This is a genomic window from Variovorax sp. GW821-FHT09D05, assembly GCF_059416325.1.
The window spans coordinates 271542-285383 of record NZ_JBWKOZ010000006.1 but is presented as its reverse complement, the minus strand read 5'-3'; the positions used below and the strand labels follow the sequence as shown (position 1 = coordinate 285383).

16 protein-coding genes and 2 tRNA genes are annotated in these 13842 nt (G+C 64.3%); 14 read left to right on the top strand and 4 right to left on the bottom strand.

Translation table 11 applies throughout. From position 1 onward, the window contains the following. The first annotated feature begins 41 nt into the window (after nucleotides 1-41). A complete protein-coding gene (pgsA, locus tag AC07O3_RS18350) occupies nucleotides 42-608 on the top strand; it encodes a CDP-diacylglycerol--glycerol-3-phosphate 3-phosphatidyltransferase (protein ID WP_093051202.1) in 567 nt (188 codons plus the stop codon). Further along, nucleotides 605-1492, top strand: coding sequence for a DMT family transporter (locus AC07O3_RS18345; RefSeq protein WP_495339984.1), 888 nt, complete (start codon nucleotides 605-607; stop codon nucleotides 1490-1492). The genes pgsA and AC07O3_RS18345 overlap by 4 nt, the downstream gene beginning before the upstream one ends. 12 nt (nucleotides 1493-1504) lie before the next feature. Here AC07O3_RS18345 and AC07O3_RS18340 read toward each other — a convergent pair whose 3' ends face one another. Beyond that, nucleotides 1505-2464 carry a LysR substrate-binding domain-containing protein gene (locus AC07O3_RS18340; protein ID WP_093051196.1) on the bottom strand — a complete coding sequence of 320 codons (960 nt, stop codon included), beginning with the start codon at nucleotides 2462-2464 and terminating at the stop codon, nucleotides 1505-1507. A 38-nt stretch (nucleotides 2465-2502) separates the two neighbouring features. Here AC07O3_RS18340 and AC07O3_RS18335 point away from each other — a divergent pair, with 38 nt between their 5' ends. The 6 genes from AC07O3_RS18335 to AC07O3_RS18310 all read left to right on the top strand — a co-directional run bounded on the left by AC07O3_RS18335 (nucleotide 2503) and on the right by AC07O3_RS18310 (nucleotide 7913). Then, nucleotides 2503-3453 (top strand): alpha/beta fold hydrolase, encoded by a 951-nt coding sequence (locus AC07O3_RS18335; protein ID WP_495340071.1) that lies wholly within the window; start codon nucleotides 2503-2505, stop codon nucleotides 3451-3453. Next, a complete protein-coding gene (locus AC07O3_RS18330) occupies nucleotides 3450-4535 on the top strand; it encodes a tartrate dehydrogenase (protein ID WP_093077705.1) in 1086 nt (361 codons plus the stop codon). Before AC07O3_RS18335 ends, AC07O3_RS18330 begins: the two co-directional genes overlap by 4 nt. 210 nt (nucleotides 4536-4745) lie before the next feature. Beyond that, nucleotides 4746-5018, top strand: coding sequence for an HU family DNA-binding protein (locus tag AC07O3_RS18325; RefSeq protein ID WP_007830705.1), 273 nt, complete (start codon nucleotides 4746-4748; stop codon nucleotides 5016-5018). A gap of 29 nt (nucleotides 5019-5047) precedes the next feature. Next, nucleotides 5048-5123, top strand: a tRNA-Val gene (locus AC07O3_RS18320). A gap of 77 nt (nucleotides 5124-5200) precedes the next feature. Next, entirely contained in the window at nucleotides 5201-7117 is a 1917-nt protein-coding gene (locus tag AC07O3_RS18315) for a SurA N-terminal domain-containing protein (RefSeq protein WP_354339337.1), read from the top strand. A gap of 121 nt (nucleotides 7118-7238) precedes the next feature. Further along, nucleotides 7239-7913 (top strand): histidine phosphatase family protein, encoded by a 675-nt coding sequence (locus AC07O3_RS18310; protein WP_093077702.1) that lies wholly within the window; start codon nucleotides 7239-7241, stop codon nucleotides 7911-7913. Nucleotides 7914-7925: 12 nt separating this feature from the next. Here AC07O3_RS18310 and AC07O3_RS18305 read toward each other — a convergent pair whose 3' ends face one another. Further along, complete coding sequence (locus AC07O3_RS18305; RefSeq protein WP_093051185.1) at nucleotides 7926-8258, bottom strand: hypothetical protein; 333 nt, start codon at nucleotides 8256-8258, stop codon at nucleotides 7926-7928. Between the two features lie 43 nt (nucleotides 8259-8301). After that, nucleotides 8302-8550 carry a GlsB/YeaQ/YmgE family stress response membrane protein gene (locus AC07O3_RS18300; RefSeq protein ID WP_007830716.1) on the bottom strand — a complete coding sequence of 83 codons (249 nt, stop codon included), beginning with the start codon at nucleotides 8548-8550 and terminating at the stop codon, nucleotides 8302-8304. A gap of 208 nt (nucleotides 8551-8758) precedes the next feature. Here AC07O3_RS18300 and AC07O3_RS18295 point away from each other — a divergent pair, with 208 nt between their 5' ends. From AC07O3_RS18295 to AC07O3_RS18285, 3 genes are all read left to right on the top strand, one after another. Then, nucleotides 8759-9391, top strand: coding sequence for a YbhB/YbcL family Raf kinase inhibitor-like protein (locus AC07O3_RS18295; protein WP_495339983.1), 633 nt, complete (start codon nucleotides 8759-8761; stop codon nucleotides 9389-9391). Between the two features lie 78 nt (nucleotides 9392-9469). Continuing rightward, nucleotides 9470-9545 (top strand) — tRNA-His (locus AC07O3_RS18290). A gap of 291 nt (nucleotides 9546-9836) precedes the next feature. Continuing rightward, nucleotides 9837-10181 carry an H-NS histone family protein gene (locus AC07O3_RS18285; protein WP_093051178.1) on the top strand — a complete coding sequence of 115 codons (345 nt, stop codon included), beginning with the start codon at nucleotides 9837-9839 and terminating at the stop codon, nucleotides 10179-10181. 83 nt (nucleotides 10182-10264) lie between these two features. Here the strand turns inward: AC07O3_RS18285 and AC07O3_RS18280 are convergent, their stop codons facing one another. Then, nucleotides 10265-11251 (bottom strand): NADPH:quinone oxidoreductase family protein, encoded by a 987-nt coding sequence (locus AC07O3_RS18280; protein ID WP_495339982.1) that lies wholly within the window; start codon nucleotides 11249-11251, stop codon nucleotides 10265-10267. A 128-nt stretch (nucleotides 11252-11379) separates the two neighbouring features. Between AC07O3_RS18280 and surE the strand changes: the two genes are divergently transcribed. The 3 genes from surE to AC07O3_RS18265 are packed head-to-tail and all read left to right on the top strand — an operon-like array spanning nucleotide 11380 to nucleotide 13839. After that, on the top strand, nucleotides 11380-12138 hold the full coding sequence (gene surE / locus AC07O3_RS18275; protein WP_093051172.1) for a 5'/3'-nucleotidase SurE: 759 nt from the start codon (nucleotides 11380-11382) through the stop codon (nucleotides 12136-12138). 1 nt (nucleotide 12139) lies between these two features. Continuing rightward, on the top strand, nucleotides 12140-12913 hold the full coding sequence (locus AC07O3_RS18270) for a protein-L-isoaspartate(D-aspartate) O-methyltransferase (RefSeq protein WP_097198734.1): 774 nt from the start codon (nucleotides 12140-12142) through the stop codon (nucleotides 12911-12913). Nucleotides 12914-12924: 11 nt separating this feature from the next. Beyond that, nucleotides 12925-13839 carry a peptidoglycan DD-metalloendopeptidase family protein gene (locus AC07O3_RS18265; RefSeq protein WP_093051166.1) on the top strand — a complete coding sequence of 305 codons (915 nt, stop codon included), beginning with the start codon at nucleotides 12925-12927 and terminating at the stop codon, nucleotides 13837-13839. Nucleotides 13840-13842 lie beyond the last annotated feature (3 nt).

Here is a 13842-nt window from a genome sequence, read left to right as displayed (position 1 = left end):
ACCCCCGAAGGGGGTTACTTCCGCCATGACACAATCAAGCGATGTTCTGGACACTACCGACCATCATGACCTGGACGCGCATCGTCGCGATCCCTTTGATCGTCGGTGTGTTCTACCTGCCGATGGCCGAGCCGATGCGCAACCTGATCGCCACGGTCATGTTCATCGTCTTCGCGGCAACCGACTGGCTCGACGGCTTCCTGGCACGCCGGCTCAATCAGACCTCGGCCTTCGGGGCCTTTCTCGATCCGGTGGCCGACAAGTTCCTGGTGTGCGCCTCGCTGCTGGTGCTGGTGCACCTGAACCGGGCCGACGTGTTCGTGGCGCTGATCATCATCGGCCGCGAGATCGCCATCTCGGCGCTTCGCGAATGGATGGCGCAGATCGGCGCCAGCAAGAGCGTGGCGGTCCACATGATCGGCAAGGTCAAGACGACCGTGCAGATGATCGCCATTCCGTTCCTGCTCTATGACGGGCGCCTGTTCAAGGTGATCGACACCGGCGTCTGGGGCCAGTGGCTGATCTGGATCTCGGCCGTGCTCACCATCTGGTCGATGGTGTACTACCTGCAGAAGGCCATTCCGGAAATCCGGGCCCGCACCAAATGACCTCGGCGGCCACGGCCCCCGGCGGGGGCTGGCTGCGGGCGATGCCGGCGGTCTTCGTGCTGATCTGGAGCACGGGCTTCATCGTCGCGCGCTACGGCATGCCGTATGCGCCACCCCTCAAGTTCCTGGCCGTGCGCTTCGCCTTGTCGCTGGTGTGCTTCGGCGTGTGGGTCGCGCTGGCGCGGGTCGAGTGGCCGAAGCAGCGGGCGCAGTGGGGGCACCTGGCGGTCACGGGCATCCTGATGCAGGCGGGCTACCTGGGCGGCGTGTGGGCCGCGGTGCATGCCGGCATGGGCGCGGGGCTGGTGGCATTGCTGGTCGGCATCCAGCCGGTGCTGACGGCGGTGTGGATGTCGTTCAACGGCGGGCGCATCTCGGGCCGGCAATGGGCGGGGCTGGTGCTGGGCTTTGCGGGGCTGGTGCTCGTGGTGTCGCGCAAGTTCGGGCAGGGCGCCGAGGTCAATGCGCTGACGATGACACTGGTGGTGATGGCGCTGCTGTGTATCACGGCGGGCACGCTCTATCAGAAGCGCTTCGTCGCGCCCTGTGACGTGCGCAGTGCCAGCGCCGTGCAGATGGCGGCGGCGCTGCTGGTCACGCTGCCGTTCGCTGCGCTGGAGTCTCAAGGCATCGAATGGAACGCGTACTCGGGCGGCGCGATGGCGTGGTCGGTGCTGGCGCTGTCGCTGGGCGGCAGTTCGCTGCTCTACATGCTGATCCAGCGCGGCACGGCGACGGCCGTCACGAGCCTGCTGTACCTGGTGCCGCCCTGCACGGCGGTGATGGCATGGCTGCTGTTCTCCGAGCCGATCACGCTGGTGACGGTGCTGGGCATTGCGCTCACCGCCGTGGGCGTGAGCCTCGTGGTGCGCAACGGGCGCTGAGCGGCCAGTTTCTTAACGTGCGCCGGCCTTGCCCGGCTTCCAGGGCTCGCCGCGGAACTGTTCCACGAGGTGATCGACCAGCAGCCGCACGCGTCGCGGCGTCTTCGGCCGCCATGGTGCAATCCAGTGGATGTCGGCTTCCGCCATCGCGTATTGCGGCAGCACGCGTACGAGTTCGCCGCTCGCGAGTTGCGGTGCGATGTCCCACAGACTGCGCAGCATGACGCCGTGCCCGGCCACGCACCAGTCGCGCACCATCTCGCCCGAGTTGCTGGCCAGCGGCCCTTGAACACGCACGCGCGCCGTGCTGCCGTCGCGCGCATGGCGCAGGGTCCAGAGCGCGTACTGGCGCTGGCTGGCATCGCCGTTCTCGCGGGCGACCAGGCAATCGTGCGAAGCCAGTGCCTCGACGGTGGCCGGCGTGCCACGGCGCTTCAGGTAGCCGGGCGACGCCGCCAGCACGCGCTGGTTGCGCGCGATGCGCCGCGAGACCCAGTCGGCCGCATGGCGCTGCTGCACGGCCCAGAGCCAGACCGCGCCGTCGTAGCCTTCGGCGCCGAGGTCGGGCAGCTGCTCGGTCAACATCAGCTCGATCTGCAGCGCGGGGTGCCGCGCCTGAAAGGCCGCCACCGCCGGTCCGAGCCAGCGCCGGCCGAAGCCGAATGTCGCGGCCAGACGGACTGTGCCGGTCAGCTCGTTCTGGCGTTCGCCGAGCTCGCTTTCGAGTGCGGCAAAGCCGTCGAGCAGCGTTCGCGCATGCAGGCAGACCGCCTCGCCTTCGGCGGTGACGCTGAGCCGCCGGGTGGTGCGGTCGAACAGGCGCTGGCCCAGGCGGGCTTCGAGCGCGCCCAGCCGCTTGGTGATGACGGAGGGCACGACATCGAGCGTGGCGGCCGCACCCGCCAGGCTGCCGTGGTCGCGAATGGCCAGTACCAGTGCGAGGTCGCCGCGGTCCATCGAGGGTTGATTCATGCCAGATCGGAAAGTATGAATTGGCTGATTGTTGCTTGATGATCGTCGAGGCGCAACGCACAATCGTTCCCGTGACGGCCTCATTTCTTTCCCTTCCCACTTTCGACATCGAGCGCAACGGCGTGCGCATCCACGGCCGTATCGGCGGAAGCGGGGCTCCCTTGCTGCTGCTGCACGGTCATCCGCAGACACATGCGATCTGGCATCGCGTGGCGCCGGCATTGATGGAGCGGTTCACGGTGGTCGCGGTCGACCTGCGCGGCTACGGCGATTCGGGCCGGCCGGCGGCCGATGCCGAACACGCGGTCTACAGCAAGCGGGAGATGGCGCTCGATGCACTCGCCGTCATGCGGCATCACGGCTTCGAGCGCTTCGGCGTGCTGGCGCACGACCGTGGCGCGCGTGTGGCTCATCGGCTCGCGATGGACCATCCCGCAGCAGTCGAGCGCATGCTGCTGCTCGATATTGCACCCACGCTCGCGATGTACGAGCAGACTTCCGAAGCATTTGCCAAGGCCTACTGGCATTGGTTCTTCCTGATTCAGCCGCCGCCGCTGCCCGAGGCGCTGATTGCGTCCGACCCCGGGCGCTACGTGCGCAGCGTGATGGGCGGGCGGCATGCCGGCCTCGCGCCTTTTGCGCCCGAGGTGCTGGCCGAATACGAGCGTTGCGCCGCCATCGCGGGCACCGCCGAATCCATCTGCGAGGACTATCGCGCCTCCGCCACCATCGACCTTGTGCACGACCGCGAAGACATCGCCGCCGGCCGGCAACTGGCGCAGCCGCTGCGCGTGCTGTGGGGCGAGCATGGTGCAGTCGGCAAGGCCTTCGACGTGCTCGCGCTGTGGCGCGACCGCGCCGCCGATGTGTCGGGCCGTGCGTTGCCGTGCGGCCACTACGTTCCCGAAGAGGCTCCGGACGAGTTGCTCGCCGAGGCCCAGGCATTCTTTCTACCTCTACAACACGCACACGCAGGAGCCAATTCATGAGCACCCACAGAATCGCAGTCATCGCCGGCGACGGCATCGGCAAGGAAACCATGCCCGAGGGCGTGCGCGTGCTTGATGCCGCGGCGCGCAAATTCGGCATCGACCTGAAGTTCGACCACTTCGATTTCTCGAGCTGGGACTACTACGAGAAGCACGGCCAGATGCTGCCCGACAACTGGAAGGACCAGATCGGCGGGCACGACGCCATCTTCTTCGGCGCGGTCGGCTGGCCCGAGAAAATTCCAGACCACGTGTCGCTGTGGGGCTCGCTGCTGATGTTCCGCCGCGAGTTCGACCAATACGTCAACCTGCGTCCGGCACGCCTGATGCCCGGCATCATCGCGCCCGTGGTGCGGCGCGACGGCACGCCGCGCGAGCCCGGCGAGATCGACATGTACATCGTGCGCGAGAACACCGAGGGCGAGTACTCCAGCATTGGCGGGCGCATGTACCAGGGCACGCCGCGCGAGATCGTGGTGCAGGAAACCGTGATGTCGCGCGTGGGCGTCGACCGGGTACTGAAGTTCGCGTTCGAGCTCGCTCAATCGCGGCCGAAGAAGCATCTGACCAGCGCCACCAAGTCGAACGGCATCTCGATCACCATGCCGTACTGGGACGAGCGCGTGGCCGAGATGGGCAAGAACTACCCGGGCATCACGCTCGACAAGTTCCACATCGACATCCTCACCGCGCACTTCGTGCAGCGGCCCGACTTCTTCGACGTGGTGGTGGCGAGCAACCTGTTCGGCGACATCCTGTCGGACCTGGGCCCGGCCTGTACCGGCACCATCGGCATCGCGCCGAGCGCCAATCTCAACCCCGAGCGCACCATGCCCTCGCTGTTCGAACCGGTGCATGGCTCGGCGCCCGACATCGCCGGCAAGGGCATCGCGAACCCGATCGGGCAGATCTGGTGCGGCGCGATGATGCTGGAGTTTCTGGGCCACAAGCAGGCGCACGACGCCATTCTTTCGACCATCGAGAAGGTGCTCGCGCCCCAAAGCGGAGCACCACGCACCCCGGACATCGGCGGGACGGCCAGCACCAGCGACCTCGGCAAGGCGATCGCCGAGGCGCTTTGAAAAAGGAGTTCACGAAAGGCCCCTAAAATCGCGCGCTCCGCTGATCGGCATGGCTCTGTGTCTTATTGACACCCTGCAGACCAGTGGTTGTAATCCTCGCTGGCAGTGCGCTGCCGAGGCGTCAGGCCTGCCAGGCTCTTGAGTCGCACCGTTTGCGGCCAGGTCGCAGCTGACGGAAGCCGACCAACTTTTTTTCTACAAGGGGCCCTTGTGAACAAGACCGAACTGATTGAGCACATCGCAAAGAACGCCGATATTTCCAAAGCCGCAGCGACCCGTGCGCTCGAATCCACCATCGGCGCCATTCGTACCACGCTCAAAAAGGGCGGCTCCGTTTCGCTCGTCGGTTTCGGCACTTTCGCAGTAGGCAAACGCGCGGCCCGCACCGGCCGAAATCCCCGTACCGGCGACGCGATTAAAATCAAGGCAGCCAAGATTCCGAAGTTCCGTCCAGGCAAGGCGCTGAAAGACGCGCTGAACTAAGACGTTAGACTCGGAAAGTATTCCCGGTGGGGTGCTTAGCTCAGTTGGTAGAGCGGCGCCCTTACAAGGCGTAGGTCGGGGGTTCGAGCCCCTCAGCACCCACCACCACCCGATGCAAAGGCGAACCACAAGTTCGCCTTTTTTATTGCCGTCCGACAGCCGTCGAAAAAGAGTGTTCAAGCATGTTTGATTTCTTCCGCAAGTACAACAAGATCGTCATGATTTTCTTGTTCTTGCTGATCATTCCCTCGTTCGTGCTCTTCGGTGTCGAGCGCTACCAGGGCTCCGGTCGCGACGAGAAGGTAGCCCGCATCGAGGGCCACGACATCACGAAGCCCGAATGGGATCAGCAGCACCGCGTTGAGACTGATCGCATTCGCCAGCAATCGCCCAACGTCGACCCGACGCTGCTTGACTCCGATGCCTTGCGCTACGCCACTCTGGAGCGCATGGTGCGCGACCGCGTGCTGGCCGCAGCGGCTGCCAAGGCCAACATGACGGTGTCTGAAGACCGCCTGTCGCGCATGTTTGCGCAGGACACTGGCCTGGCTGCGTTCCGTACACCCGACGGCAAGTTCGACCGCGATGCTTTCCAGCGTGTGACCGGTCGCACGCCTGAACAGTACGAAGCGTCGGTGCGCTCCGACATGGCAACGCAGCAGGTGCTGCTGGGCGTTTCGGGCACGGCCTTCACGCCGCCGGCACTGGCCGCCACCACCATCAACGCTTTCTACGACAGCCGTGAAATCCAGGTGGCCCGCTTCAGCCCCGAGAGCTTCGCATCGAAGGTGACGGTGAGCGATGCCGACATCGAGGCCTACTACAAGGACCACACGGCACAGTTCCAGGCGCCCGAGCAGGCCAGCATCGAGTACCTCGTGCTCGACCTCGAGGCGGCCAAGAAGAACGTCGTCGTGAACGAGGCCGACCTCAAGACCTATTACGAACAGAATGCCTCGCGCTTCGGCACCAAGGAAGAGCGCCGCGCCAGCCACATCCTGATCACCGCGCCAGCCAGCATGTCTGCCGCCGACCGCGAAAAGGCCAAGGCCAAGGCCGAGCAACTGCTGGCCGATGTGAAGAAGGCACCCAACACTTTCGCCGAAGTTGCGCGCAAGAATTCGCAGGACCCGGGTTCGGCGGAGAAGGGCGGCGACCTCGACTTCGTGACGAAGGGCGCGATGGTCAAGCCGTTCGAGGACGCGATGTTCGCGCTCAAGAAGGGTGAGATCAGCGGCGTTGTCGAAACCGAATTCGGCTACCACATCATTCACCTGACCGACATCAAGCCGGCCGTGGTGCCGCCCTTCGAGCAGGTGCGCGCGACCATCGAGAACGACATGCGCTCGCAGCAGGCGACGCAGGAGTTCGCGAAGGCCGCCGAGGCATTCACCGATGCGGTCTACCAGTCGCCCGAGAGCCTGAAGCCGGCGGCCGACAAGCTGAAGCTCACGATCAAGACGGCAGACAACGTCGCGCGCCTGCCTGCACCGGGCGCTACCGGTCCGCTGGCCAGCCGCAACTTCCTGAGCGCGCTGTTCGCAGCCGACTCGCTCGACCGCAAGCAGAACACTGAAGCGATTGAAGTCGGCCCCAGCCAGCTTGCTTCGGGCCGCGTGACGAAGTACGCGCCGGCGCATCCGGTGCCGCTGGCTGACGTGAAGGACAAGATCCGTGCGCAACTCGTCACCGAGCGCGCTGCGGTGCTGGCCAAGACCGAGGGCGAGGCCAAGCTCGCCGCGTGGACCGCCAAGGCGGACGGCGCGACTTTCGGCGCACCCGTGACGGTGTCGCGCCGCGACGCGCAATCGCAGCCGCTGCCGGTCATCGACGCTGCGCTGCGTGCGGATGGCTCCAAGCTGCCCGCGATCGTGGGCGTGGACCTTGGCGCGCAGGGCTATTCCGTGGTCCGCGTGACCAAGATTGTTCCGCGTACGCCGCCGCCACCCGAGCTCGCAAAACAGGAGCAGGCGCAGGTCGGCCAGTCCGTGTCCGCGGCTGAAGATGCCGCCTACTACAACATGCTGAAGGACCGCTTCAAGGCTGAGATCCTGGTGCCGAAGCCGGCAGAAACGCTGCCGACTGCTGCGGGCCGCTGATACACACGAGCGTCGCCAGACAAAGCCCGAGCCAATCAAAGGCTCGGGCTTTTTTCATGGCCGCGCGAATTGGTCGCACGAGGGACAAGCGGCGTCTTCGCTTCTTGCCAGAATCCCGTGCATGGGAACCCTCTACCTCGTGCGCCACGGGCAAGCCAGCTTTGGCGCTGCCGACTATGACAACCTGAGCGAACTCGGACATCGCCAAGCTGTTCGCCTCGGTGAGTACTGGCGTGAGCGCGGCATGAAGTTCGATGCCGTCATCACCGGCACGTTGAAGCGCCATCGCCAGACGTGGGAAGGCATCGCCAAGGGCCTTGGTCTCGAGCGCGACGATGTGTTGCCGTGGCCCGGCCTCAACGAGTACGACAGCGAAGCGGTCATCGCCACCATCCACGAAGGCCAGCTGCAGAAGCCCGATTCGCCCGAGATGTACCGTCACCACTTCCGCCTGCTGCGCGAAGGGTTGAGCGCGTGGATGCAGGGCAAGACGGCGCCAGTCGGCATGCCGAGCTATGTCGACTTTCTGGCTGGAGTGACGACGGCGCTCGACCACGTGCGTGACAAGCACCATGGCGCGAAGGTACTGGTGGTGTCGAGCGGAGGGCCGATCAGCACGGCAGTGGGGCATGTGCTCGGTACGAGCGCCGAGACGACGATCGAACTCAACCTGCGCATCCGCAATACGTCGGTGACCGAGTTCGCCTTCACGCCCAAGCGGCACATGCTCGTGACCTACAACACGCTGCCGCACCTGGATGGTCCGGCGTATGAAGACTGGATCACCTACTCCTGAAGGCTTGCCGCATCAGGCCTGCCAAACGCCGTAGCCGGCCTTGCGCAACGCTATGCCGAGGTCGACCTCCATCAGGCGCGCGTCCTCGTAGGTCATCGGGTTGTAGCGTTCGTAGAGCGCGGGCAGCAAGCGAAGGCCGAACTCCTGCACGAAGGTGTTGGCCTGGATGCCGGCCTTGTGCTTGTCGAAACGGATGTCGGGGTCCAGGCCGGTCATGCCGACGTAGACGAAGGGCTTGCCGAGTTGGTAGTCGGGGTTGGCGCGCCTGAAGCGGCCGTTGTTCCATACGCGGTCGTCGAGTTCGACCACATAGACATGATGCTTGGCGCGTGGTTTGCGGGGCATCACAGTGGCCGTGCGCGCGGAGCGGCACGGCCCCTTTTTCGCATCAGCTCTTGCGCTTGATCAGGCCGTAGATGATGAGCAGCACGATCGCGCCCAGCACGGAGGCGATGAAGCCAGCGCCCTGGCCGGCGGTGTACCAGCCCAGCGACTGGCCGACGTACGTGACGATCAGCGAGCCTGCGACGCCGATGATGGTGGTGACGATGAAGCCCGCGGAGTCGTCGCCCGGCTTGACGGCCCGTGCCACAAGACCCACGACGAACCCGATCAGAATAGTCCAGACGATGCTCATGAAGAAATTCCTTTGGTGGTGAAGTGGTGGAAGTGGCCAGAAGCCATGCCCGTCTGCGCGGGCCGCATTCATGATAGCGGAGCGATATACGTGTCGGTGCCGGCGACGCACATCGAACAGGCACACGAGAATTTGTGCCGGACTTCGTGACGTGGAGGCTGCGCCACGTCCTACAGGTCCGCTGCCAGCGCCGCGATACACCGTTCGCATGCTCGAAAAACTGCCCGAAGTCATCGGCCAGGCGCTGCAGGGTGTGCGCGCCGGCCTGGACAACATCGTCTTCAACACTCTCGGCATGCGGGAAGGGATGGCCTCCATTGCGCTCACCAGTGTGGCCTTTGCGGACCATGCGCCGCTGCCGAGGCGCTATACCGCTGATGGCGAAGGCGTATCGCCGCCGCTCCAGTGGACCGGCTTGCCGGCTGGCGCGGCGTCGTTGCTGCTTATCGTGGAAGACGCCGATTCACCCACGCCGAATCCGCTGGTGCATGCCATCGTGGTGAATCTTGCGGCGGACAGCGGGGCGCTGGCTGAGGCTGCCATTCCCAGTCAGGGCAATGAGGGCGCGGGATTGCACGTTGGGCGCAATTCGACACTGCAGGCAGCTTGGCTGCCGCCCGATCCGCCTCCTGGGCACGGGGTCCATCGATACGCGTTCCAGTTGTTTGCGCTTGGAAGCGTTCCGGAGCTTTCAGACACTCCCGGCCGCGACGAGATCGTCGATGCCTTGCACGAACACGCTATTGCCAGCGGACTGTTGATCGGCACGCACGAGAGATCCGATGGCTCGATCAAGATTCAGGAGGGTGTGACCCCGGGCGGGCCAATGGCGGCCGGGTGAAAATGTGGCTTTCAAGCCTCGCCATTGATTGCTGCCGTCAAAACCGCGATTTTTAACGCTACAATCGTAGGCTCTGCGGTGGCTGTAGCTCAGCTGGTAGAGTCCCAGATTGTGATTCTGGTCGTCGTGGGTTCGAGTCCCATCAGCCACCCCAAAAAATATCTCATATCTCCTTTGTGCTATTGCGCAATAGCGCTCAAAGGATCACAGCGCCGGGCTTGCCCCGGCGTTGCCATTTCTGGCCGCCGCAACTTCTTCTTCTGCCTGCGCGCCGCGGACTCTTTTCCCCATCTCACTTGCATATAACGCGTCCAAAGTGGTGCGCTTTATGTTGCGAGTTGTTGCATTAATGCAATGCGCCGCCAATTTTTTCGCGCGGTAAGGTACTTGTGGCAAATGTAAACTGAATTAAAATCCACCCGTTTTCAATTTCAGGAGTCCAACAATGGCTTCGACCCTCGCCGATATCAATTCCCAGATCAAGAAGCATGACGAGCAGATTGCGCAATTGCGCAAGCAGGCTGAAGACCTGCGCAACCAGGAACGCGCAGGCGTGGTTGAAGAGTTGCGCAAGAAGATCGCCGAATACGGTTTGACGGCTTCCGATCTGAAACTTACCGGCCGTGTGGGCGCGGCCAAGCGCAGTGCGGGTGCCGCGCCGGCCAAGGCTGCCGCCAAATACCGCGGCCCGACGGGCGAAACCTGGTCTGGTGGCCGTGGCCGCAAGCCGCGTTGGGTGACTGAGGCATTGGCCGCAGGCAAGTCGCTTTCTGATTACGAGATCAAGTAAGTGCCCCTGTTTTCGCTGGGCAGGTGCCCAATAAAAAAGCCCGCATGCGCGGGCTTTTTTATTGGGCGTTGAGGGGGACGCGCTCAGTTCACCATCACCAGTTTTCCTTTAACGCCGCGCGAACCCATGTGGGCGTATGCGGCCTTCAATTCCGCCATCGGCATCGTGCTGTCGATCACTGGCTTGATCTTTCCCTGACCGTACCAGTGCGCCAATTCCGCCATCATCTGTGCATTGGCCTTGGGTTCTCGCTTGGCGAAATCGCCCCAGAACACGCCGACCAGCGAAGCGCCTTTCAGCAGCGTCAGATTCAATGGCAGCGACGGAATCGGGCCGGACGCAAAACCGACGACCAAATAACGGCCGCGCCAGCCGATGGAGCGAAAGGCCGGCTCTGCAAAAGCACCGCCCACCGGGTCGTAAATGACGTCCGGTCCTTTGCCATCGGTGGCGGCCTTGATGGCGTCGCGAAAACCGTTGGGTAGCGCATGCGTCGTGTAGTTGATCGTCGCGTCGGCACCGATGGAACGGCAAAGCTCGCATTTCTCGTCGGTGGAGGCTGCTGCGATCACTTTGGCTCCTGCAGCCTTTGCGATCTGGATGGCCGCCGTGCCCACACCGCCGGCCGCACCGAGCACCAGCACGGTTTCGCCGGCCTTGAGTTGCGCGCGGTCCATCAGTGCATGCCACGATGTGGCATAGATCATGATGAAAGCCGCCGCATCGACGTGACCGAAACCTTCAGGCAGCGGCATGCACAGGGCCGCGGGCGCCAGCGTATGGGTGCCGAAGCCGCCAGTGCCCGAAAGGCAGGCCACGTTCTGCCCGACCTTGAGGTGCGTGACACCATCGCCGACCGCCTGGACGACGCCCGCATATTCAGAGCCCGGCACGAAGGGGAGGGGCGGCTTCATCTGGTATTTGTTCTGCACGATCAGCAGATCGGGGAAATTCAGGCTCGCCGCCTTGATTTCGATCAGCACCTGACCCGGGCCCGGTGTTGGTGTCGGCAGTTCTTTCCAGGTCAGCGCGTCGACGCCGGTGGGGTTTTCGCAAAGCCATGCGTGCATGCTCGGGTCTCCTTCGGGTAGGTAATGTTCGGCCAATGAATGCGGGCGATGATAGGTGGCGCGGTGGGGTGGGCTTGTCCCTGCTGCGACGCACCCGACGCCTACAATCTGAGCGCATCCAGGACACCATGAAGATACTAATTTCCAACGACGATGGCTTTCAGGCGCCGGGCATCGTCGCGCTGCACGACGCGCTCAAGGACATCGCCGAGGTCGAGGTGGTTGCACCCGAGCACAACAACAGTGCCAAGTCGAACGCGCTGACCCTGGCGGCACCGCTCTACGTGCGCGAGGCGCACAACGGCTTTCGCTATGTGACCGGCACTCCAGCCGACTGCGTGCACATCGCGCTCAAGGGCCTGCTCGACTATCGGCCCGACCTGGTGGTTTCCGGCATCAACAACGGTGCCAACATGGGCGACGACACCATCTATTCGGGCACGGTCGGTGCGGCGATGGAGGCCTATCTGTTCGGCATTCCGGCCATTGCGTTCTCGCAGATCGAAAAGGGCTGGGCACATGTGGATGCGGCCGCCCAGGTGGCGCGTCGACTGGTGCAGCAGATCGAACGCGAACGCATGCTCGACGGCGGTGCTTTCCTGCTCAACGTGAACGTGCCGAACCTGCCTTTCGACGAGTTGAAGCCCGTCAAGGTCTGCCGGCTCGGCCGCCGCCACGCGGCTGAGAAGGTGATCACGCAGGACAGTCCGCGCGGCGAGACCATGTATTGGATCGCCGGCGCGGGCGGTGCCAAGGACAGCGGCGAAGGCACCGACTTCCATGCCACTGCAGCCGGCCACATCGCGCTGACACCGCTGCAGATCGACCTGACCGACCACGCCAACCTCGGCCAATGGCGCGAGACGGTGGCCCGTCTCGGCAACTGACATGGCCACACAGCGGCCCAGTTTCCCCGTTCGCCTGACACCTACTGCTTCTGCCGCCACGCGTGGGCGCATGCCCGCCGCGCCGGCCAAGCCCTTGGTGCACTCCACGCCCTCGATGGCGTCTGATGCCGTGCGCGCGCGCATGGTGCAGAGGCTCGCGGCACAAGGTATTTCCGATCCGCGCGTTCTGCGCGCAATGGGGGCCGTGGAGCGGCATCGTTTCGTCGACAGTGCGCTGGTCAACCAGGCGTACGAGGACACGAGCCTGCCGATCGGGTTGGGACAGACCATTTCGAAGCCCAACGTGGTGGCCCGCATGATCGAGCTGCTGATGGGTGCACCCGCACTGGCAGGAAAGCCGCAGGACAAGCTGGGCCGCGTGCTCGAGATCGGCACCGGTTGCGGTTACCAGGCGGCCGTGCTGAATCATGTTGCGACCGAGGTCTACAGCATCGAGCGCCTGCGCGGCCTGCACGAGCGAGCGCGCGCCAACCTGCGGCACTTCCGTTTGGCCACGGTGCACCTGATGCTGGGCGACGGGATGGTCGGCTATGCCAAGGGCGCGCCCTATGCCGGCATCATTGCCGCGGCAGGCGGCGAGGCGGTGCCCGAGGCCTGGATTGCGCAGCTCGCGGTGGGCGGCCGCATCGTGGCGCCAACCCAATCAGCCAGTGGTGGTCAAGCCCTTGTCGTCATCGACAAGACCTCACGGGGACTGGAGCGGCTCATTCTTGAGGCGGTTCACTTTGTCCCCCTAAAATCAGGTATCGCTTGAAGGAATAACAAATGCAGGGTTTTGGCAATCGGAGTTGGTTCGCTGGCGTCACGTTGGCCTTTGTGCTCGTGATCGCGGGCTGTTCCACACCGCGTGGGCCGGCACCGGTCGAAGACCGCGGCACCATGACGCGCGCGCCAGGCGCAGCAGTGCCCGGCGGCCCGCCCATCACCACAGATGCCAACGGCAAGCCACTCGCCGGTATCGAAAACTATGGCAAGCCTGGCTACTACGCCGTGCGCCCGGGCGACACGATCCGCCGTATCGGCAATGAAACCGGCCAGCGCTGGCAGGACATCGTTCGCTGGAACAACATCGATAACCCAGACCTGATCGAAGTCGGCCAGGTGCTGCGCGTGATTCCGCCAGTTGGTTCGGGAACGGCTGTTGCGGCCGCGCCCGCGACGCCTCCGGCCACTTCTTCCGAAGGTGCGGTCACGAAGCCTGTGACGCCGCAGCCTGCGGTGGTGCCCACGACGCCTGCCAGCGGTGCGAGCAAACCACCGGCTCCGGTTACGGCTTCCCCGGCCAGTCCTGGCAGCGGCAACTCGGGTGATGAAGACCTCGGCTGGATCTGGCCCGCCAGCGGTTCGCTGATCGCGGGTTTCGACGAAGCCAAGAACAAGGGCTACGACATCAGCGGCAAGGCGGGCGACCCCGTGCTGGCCGCCGCCGACGGTCGTGTGGTCTATGCGGGTGCAGGTCTGCGCGGCTATGGCAACCTGATCATCCTGAAGCACAACAACACCTACCTCACGGCGTATGCGCACAACCAGACGCTGCTCGTGAAGGAAGACCAGTCGGTTCAGAAGGGCCAGAAGATCGCCGAGATGGGCAACAGCGATGCTGATCGCGTGAAGCTGCATTTCGAGATTCGCCGCCAGGGCAAGCCCGTCGATCCTTCGCGCTACCTGCCCGGCCGGTGATGC

What these genes read in the sequence shown, in the direction of transcription:
- AC07O3_RS18345 (WP_495339984.1), top strand. Translation starts at nt 605, where the DNA reads ATGACCTCGGCGGCCACGGCCCCCGGCGGGGGCTGGCTGCGGGCGATG.
- AC07O3_RS18295 (WP_495339983.1), top strand. Translation starts at nt 8,759, where the DNA reads ATGCTCGAAAAACTGCCCGAAGTCATCGGCCAGGCGCTGCAGGGTGTG.
- pgsA (WP_093051202.1), top strand. Translation starts at nt 42, where the DNA reads ATGTTCTGGACACTACCGACCATCATGACCTGGACGCGCATCGTCGCG.
- AC07O3_RS18310 (WP_093077702.1), top strand. Translation starts at nt 7,239, where the DNA reads ATGGGAACCCTCTACCTCGTGCGCCACGGGCAAGCCAGCTTTGGCGCT.
- AC07O3_RS18280 (WP_495339982.1), bottom strand. Translation starts at nt 11,251, where the DNA reads ATGCACGCATGGCTTTGCGAAAACCCCACCGGCGTCGACGCGCTGACC.
- AC07O3_RS18305 (WP_093051185.1), bottom strand. Translation starts at nt 8,258, where the DNA reads ATGCCCCGCAAACCACGCGCCAAGCATCATGTCTATGTGGTCGAACTC.
- AC07O3_RS18265 (WP_093051166.1), top strand. Translation starts at nt 12,925, where the DNA reads ATGCAGGGTTTTGGCAATCGGAGTTGGTTCGCTGGCGTCACGTTGGCC.
- AC07O3_RS18300 (WP_007830716.1), bottom strand. Translation starts at nt 8,550, where the DNA reads ATGAGCATCGTCTGGACTATTCTGATCGGGTTCGTCGTGGGTCTTGTG.
- AC07O3_RS18340 (WP_093051196.1), bottom strand. Translation starts at nt 2,464, where the DNA reads ATGAATCAACCCTCGATGGACCGCGGCGACCTCGCACTGGTACTGGCC.
- surE (WP_093051172.1), top strand. Translation starts at nt 11,380, where the DNA reads ATGAAGATACTAATTTCCAACGACGATGGCTTTCAGGCGCCGGGCATC.
- AC07O3_RS18335 (WP_495340071.1), top strand. Translation starts at nt 2,503, where the DNA reads ATGATCGTCGAGGCGCAACGCACAATCGTTCCCGTGACGGCCTCATTT.
- AC07O3_RS18315 (WP_354339337.1), top strand. Translation starts at nt 5,201, where the DNA reads ATGTTTGATTTCTTCCGCAAGTACAACAAGATCGTCATGATTTTCTTG.
- AC07O3_RS18330 (WP_093077705.1), top strand. Translation starts at nt 3,450, where the DNA reads ATGAGCACCCACAGAATCGCAGTCATCGCCGGCGACGGCATCGGCAAG.
- AC07O3_RS18270 (WP_097198734.1), top strand. Translation starts at nt 12,140, where the DNA reads ATGGCCACACAGCGGCCCAGTTTCCCCGTTCGCCTGACACCTACTGCT.
- AC07O3_RS18285 (WP_093051178.1), top strand. Translation starts at nt 9,837, where the DNA reads ATGGCTTCGACCCTCGCCGATATCAATTCCCAGATCAAGAAGCATGAC.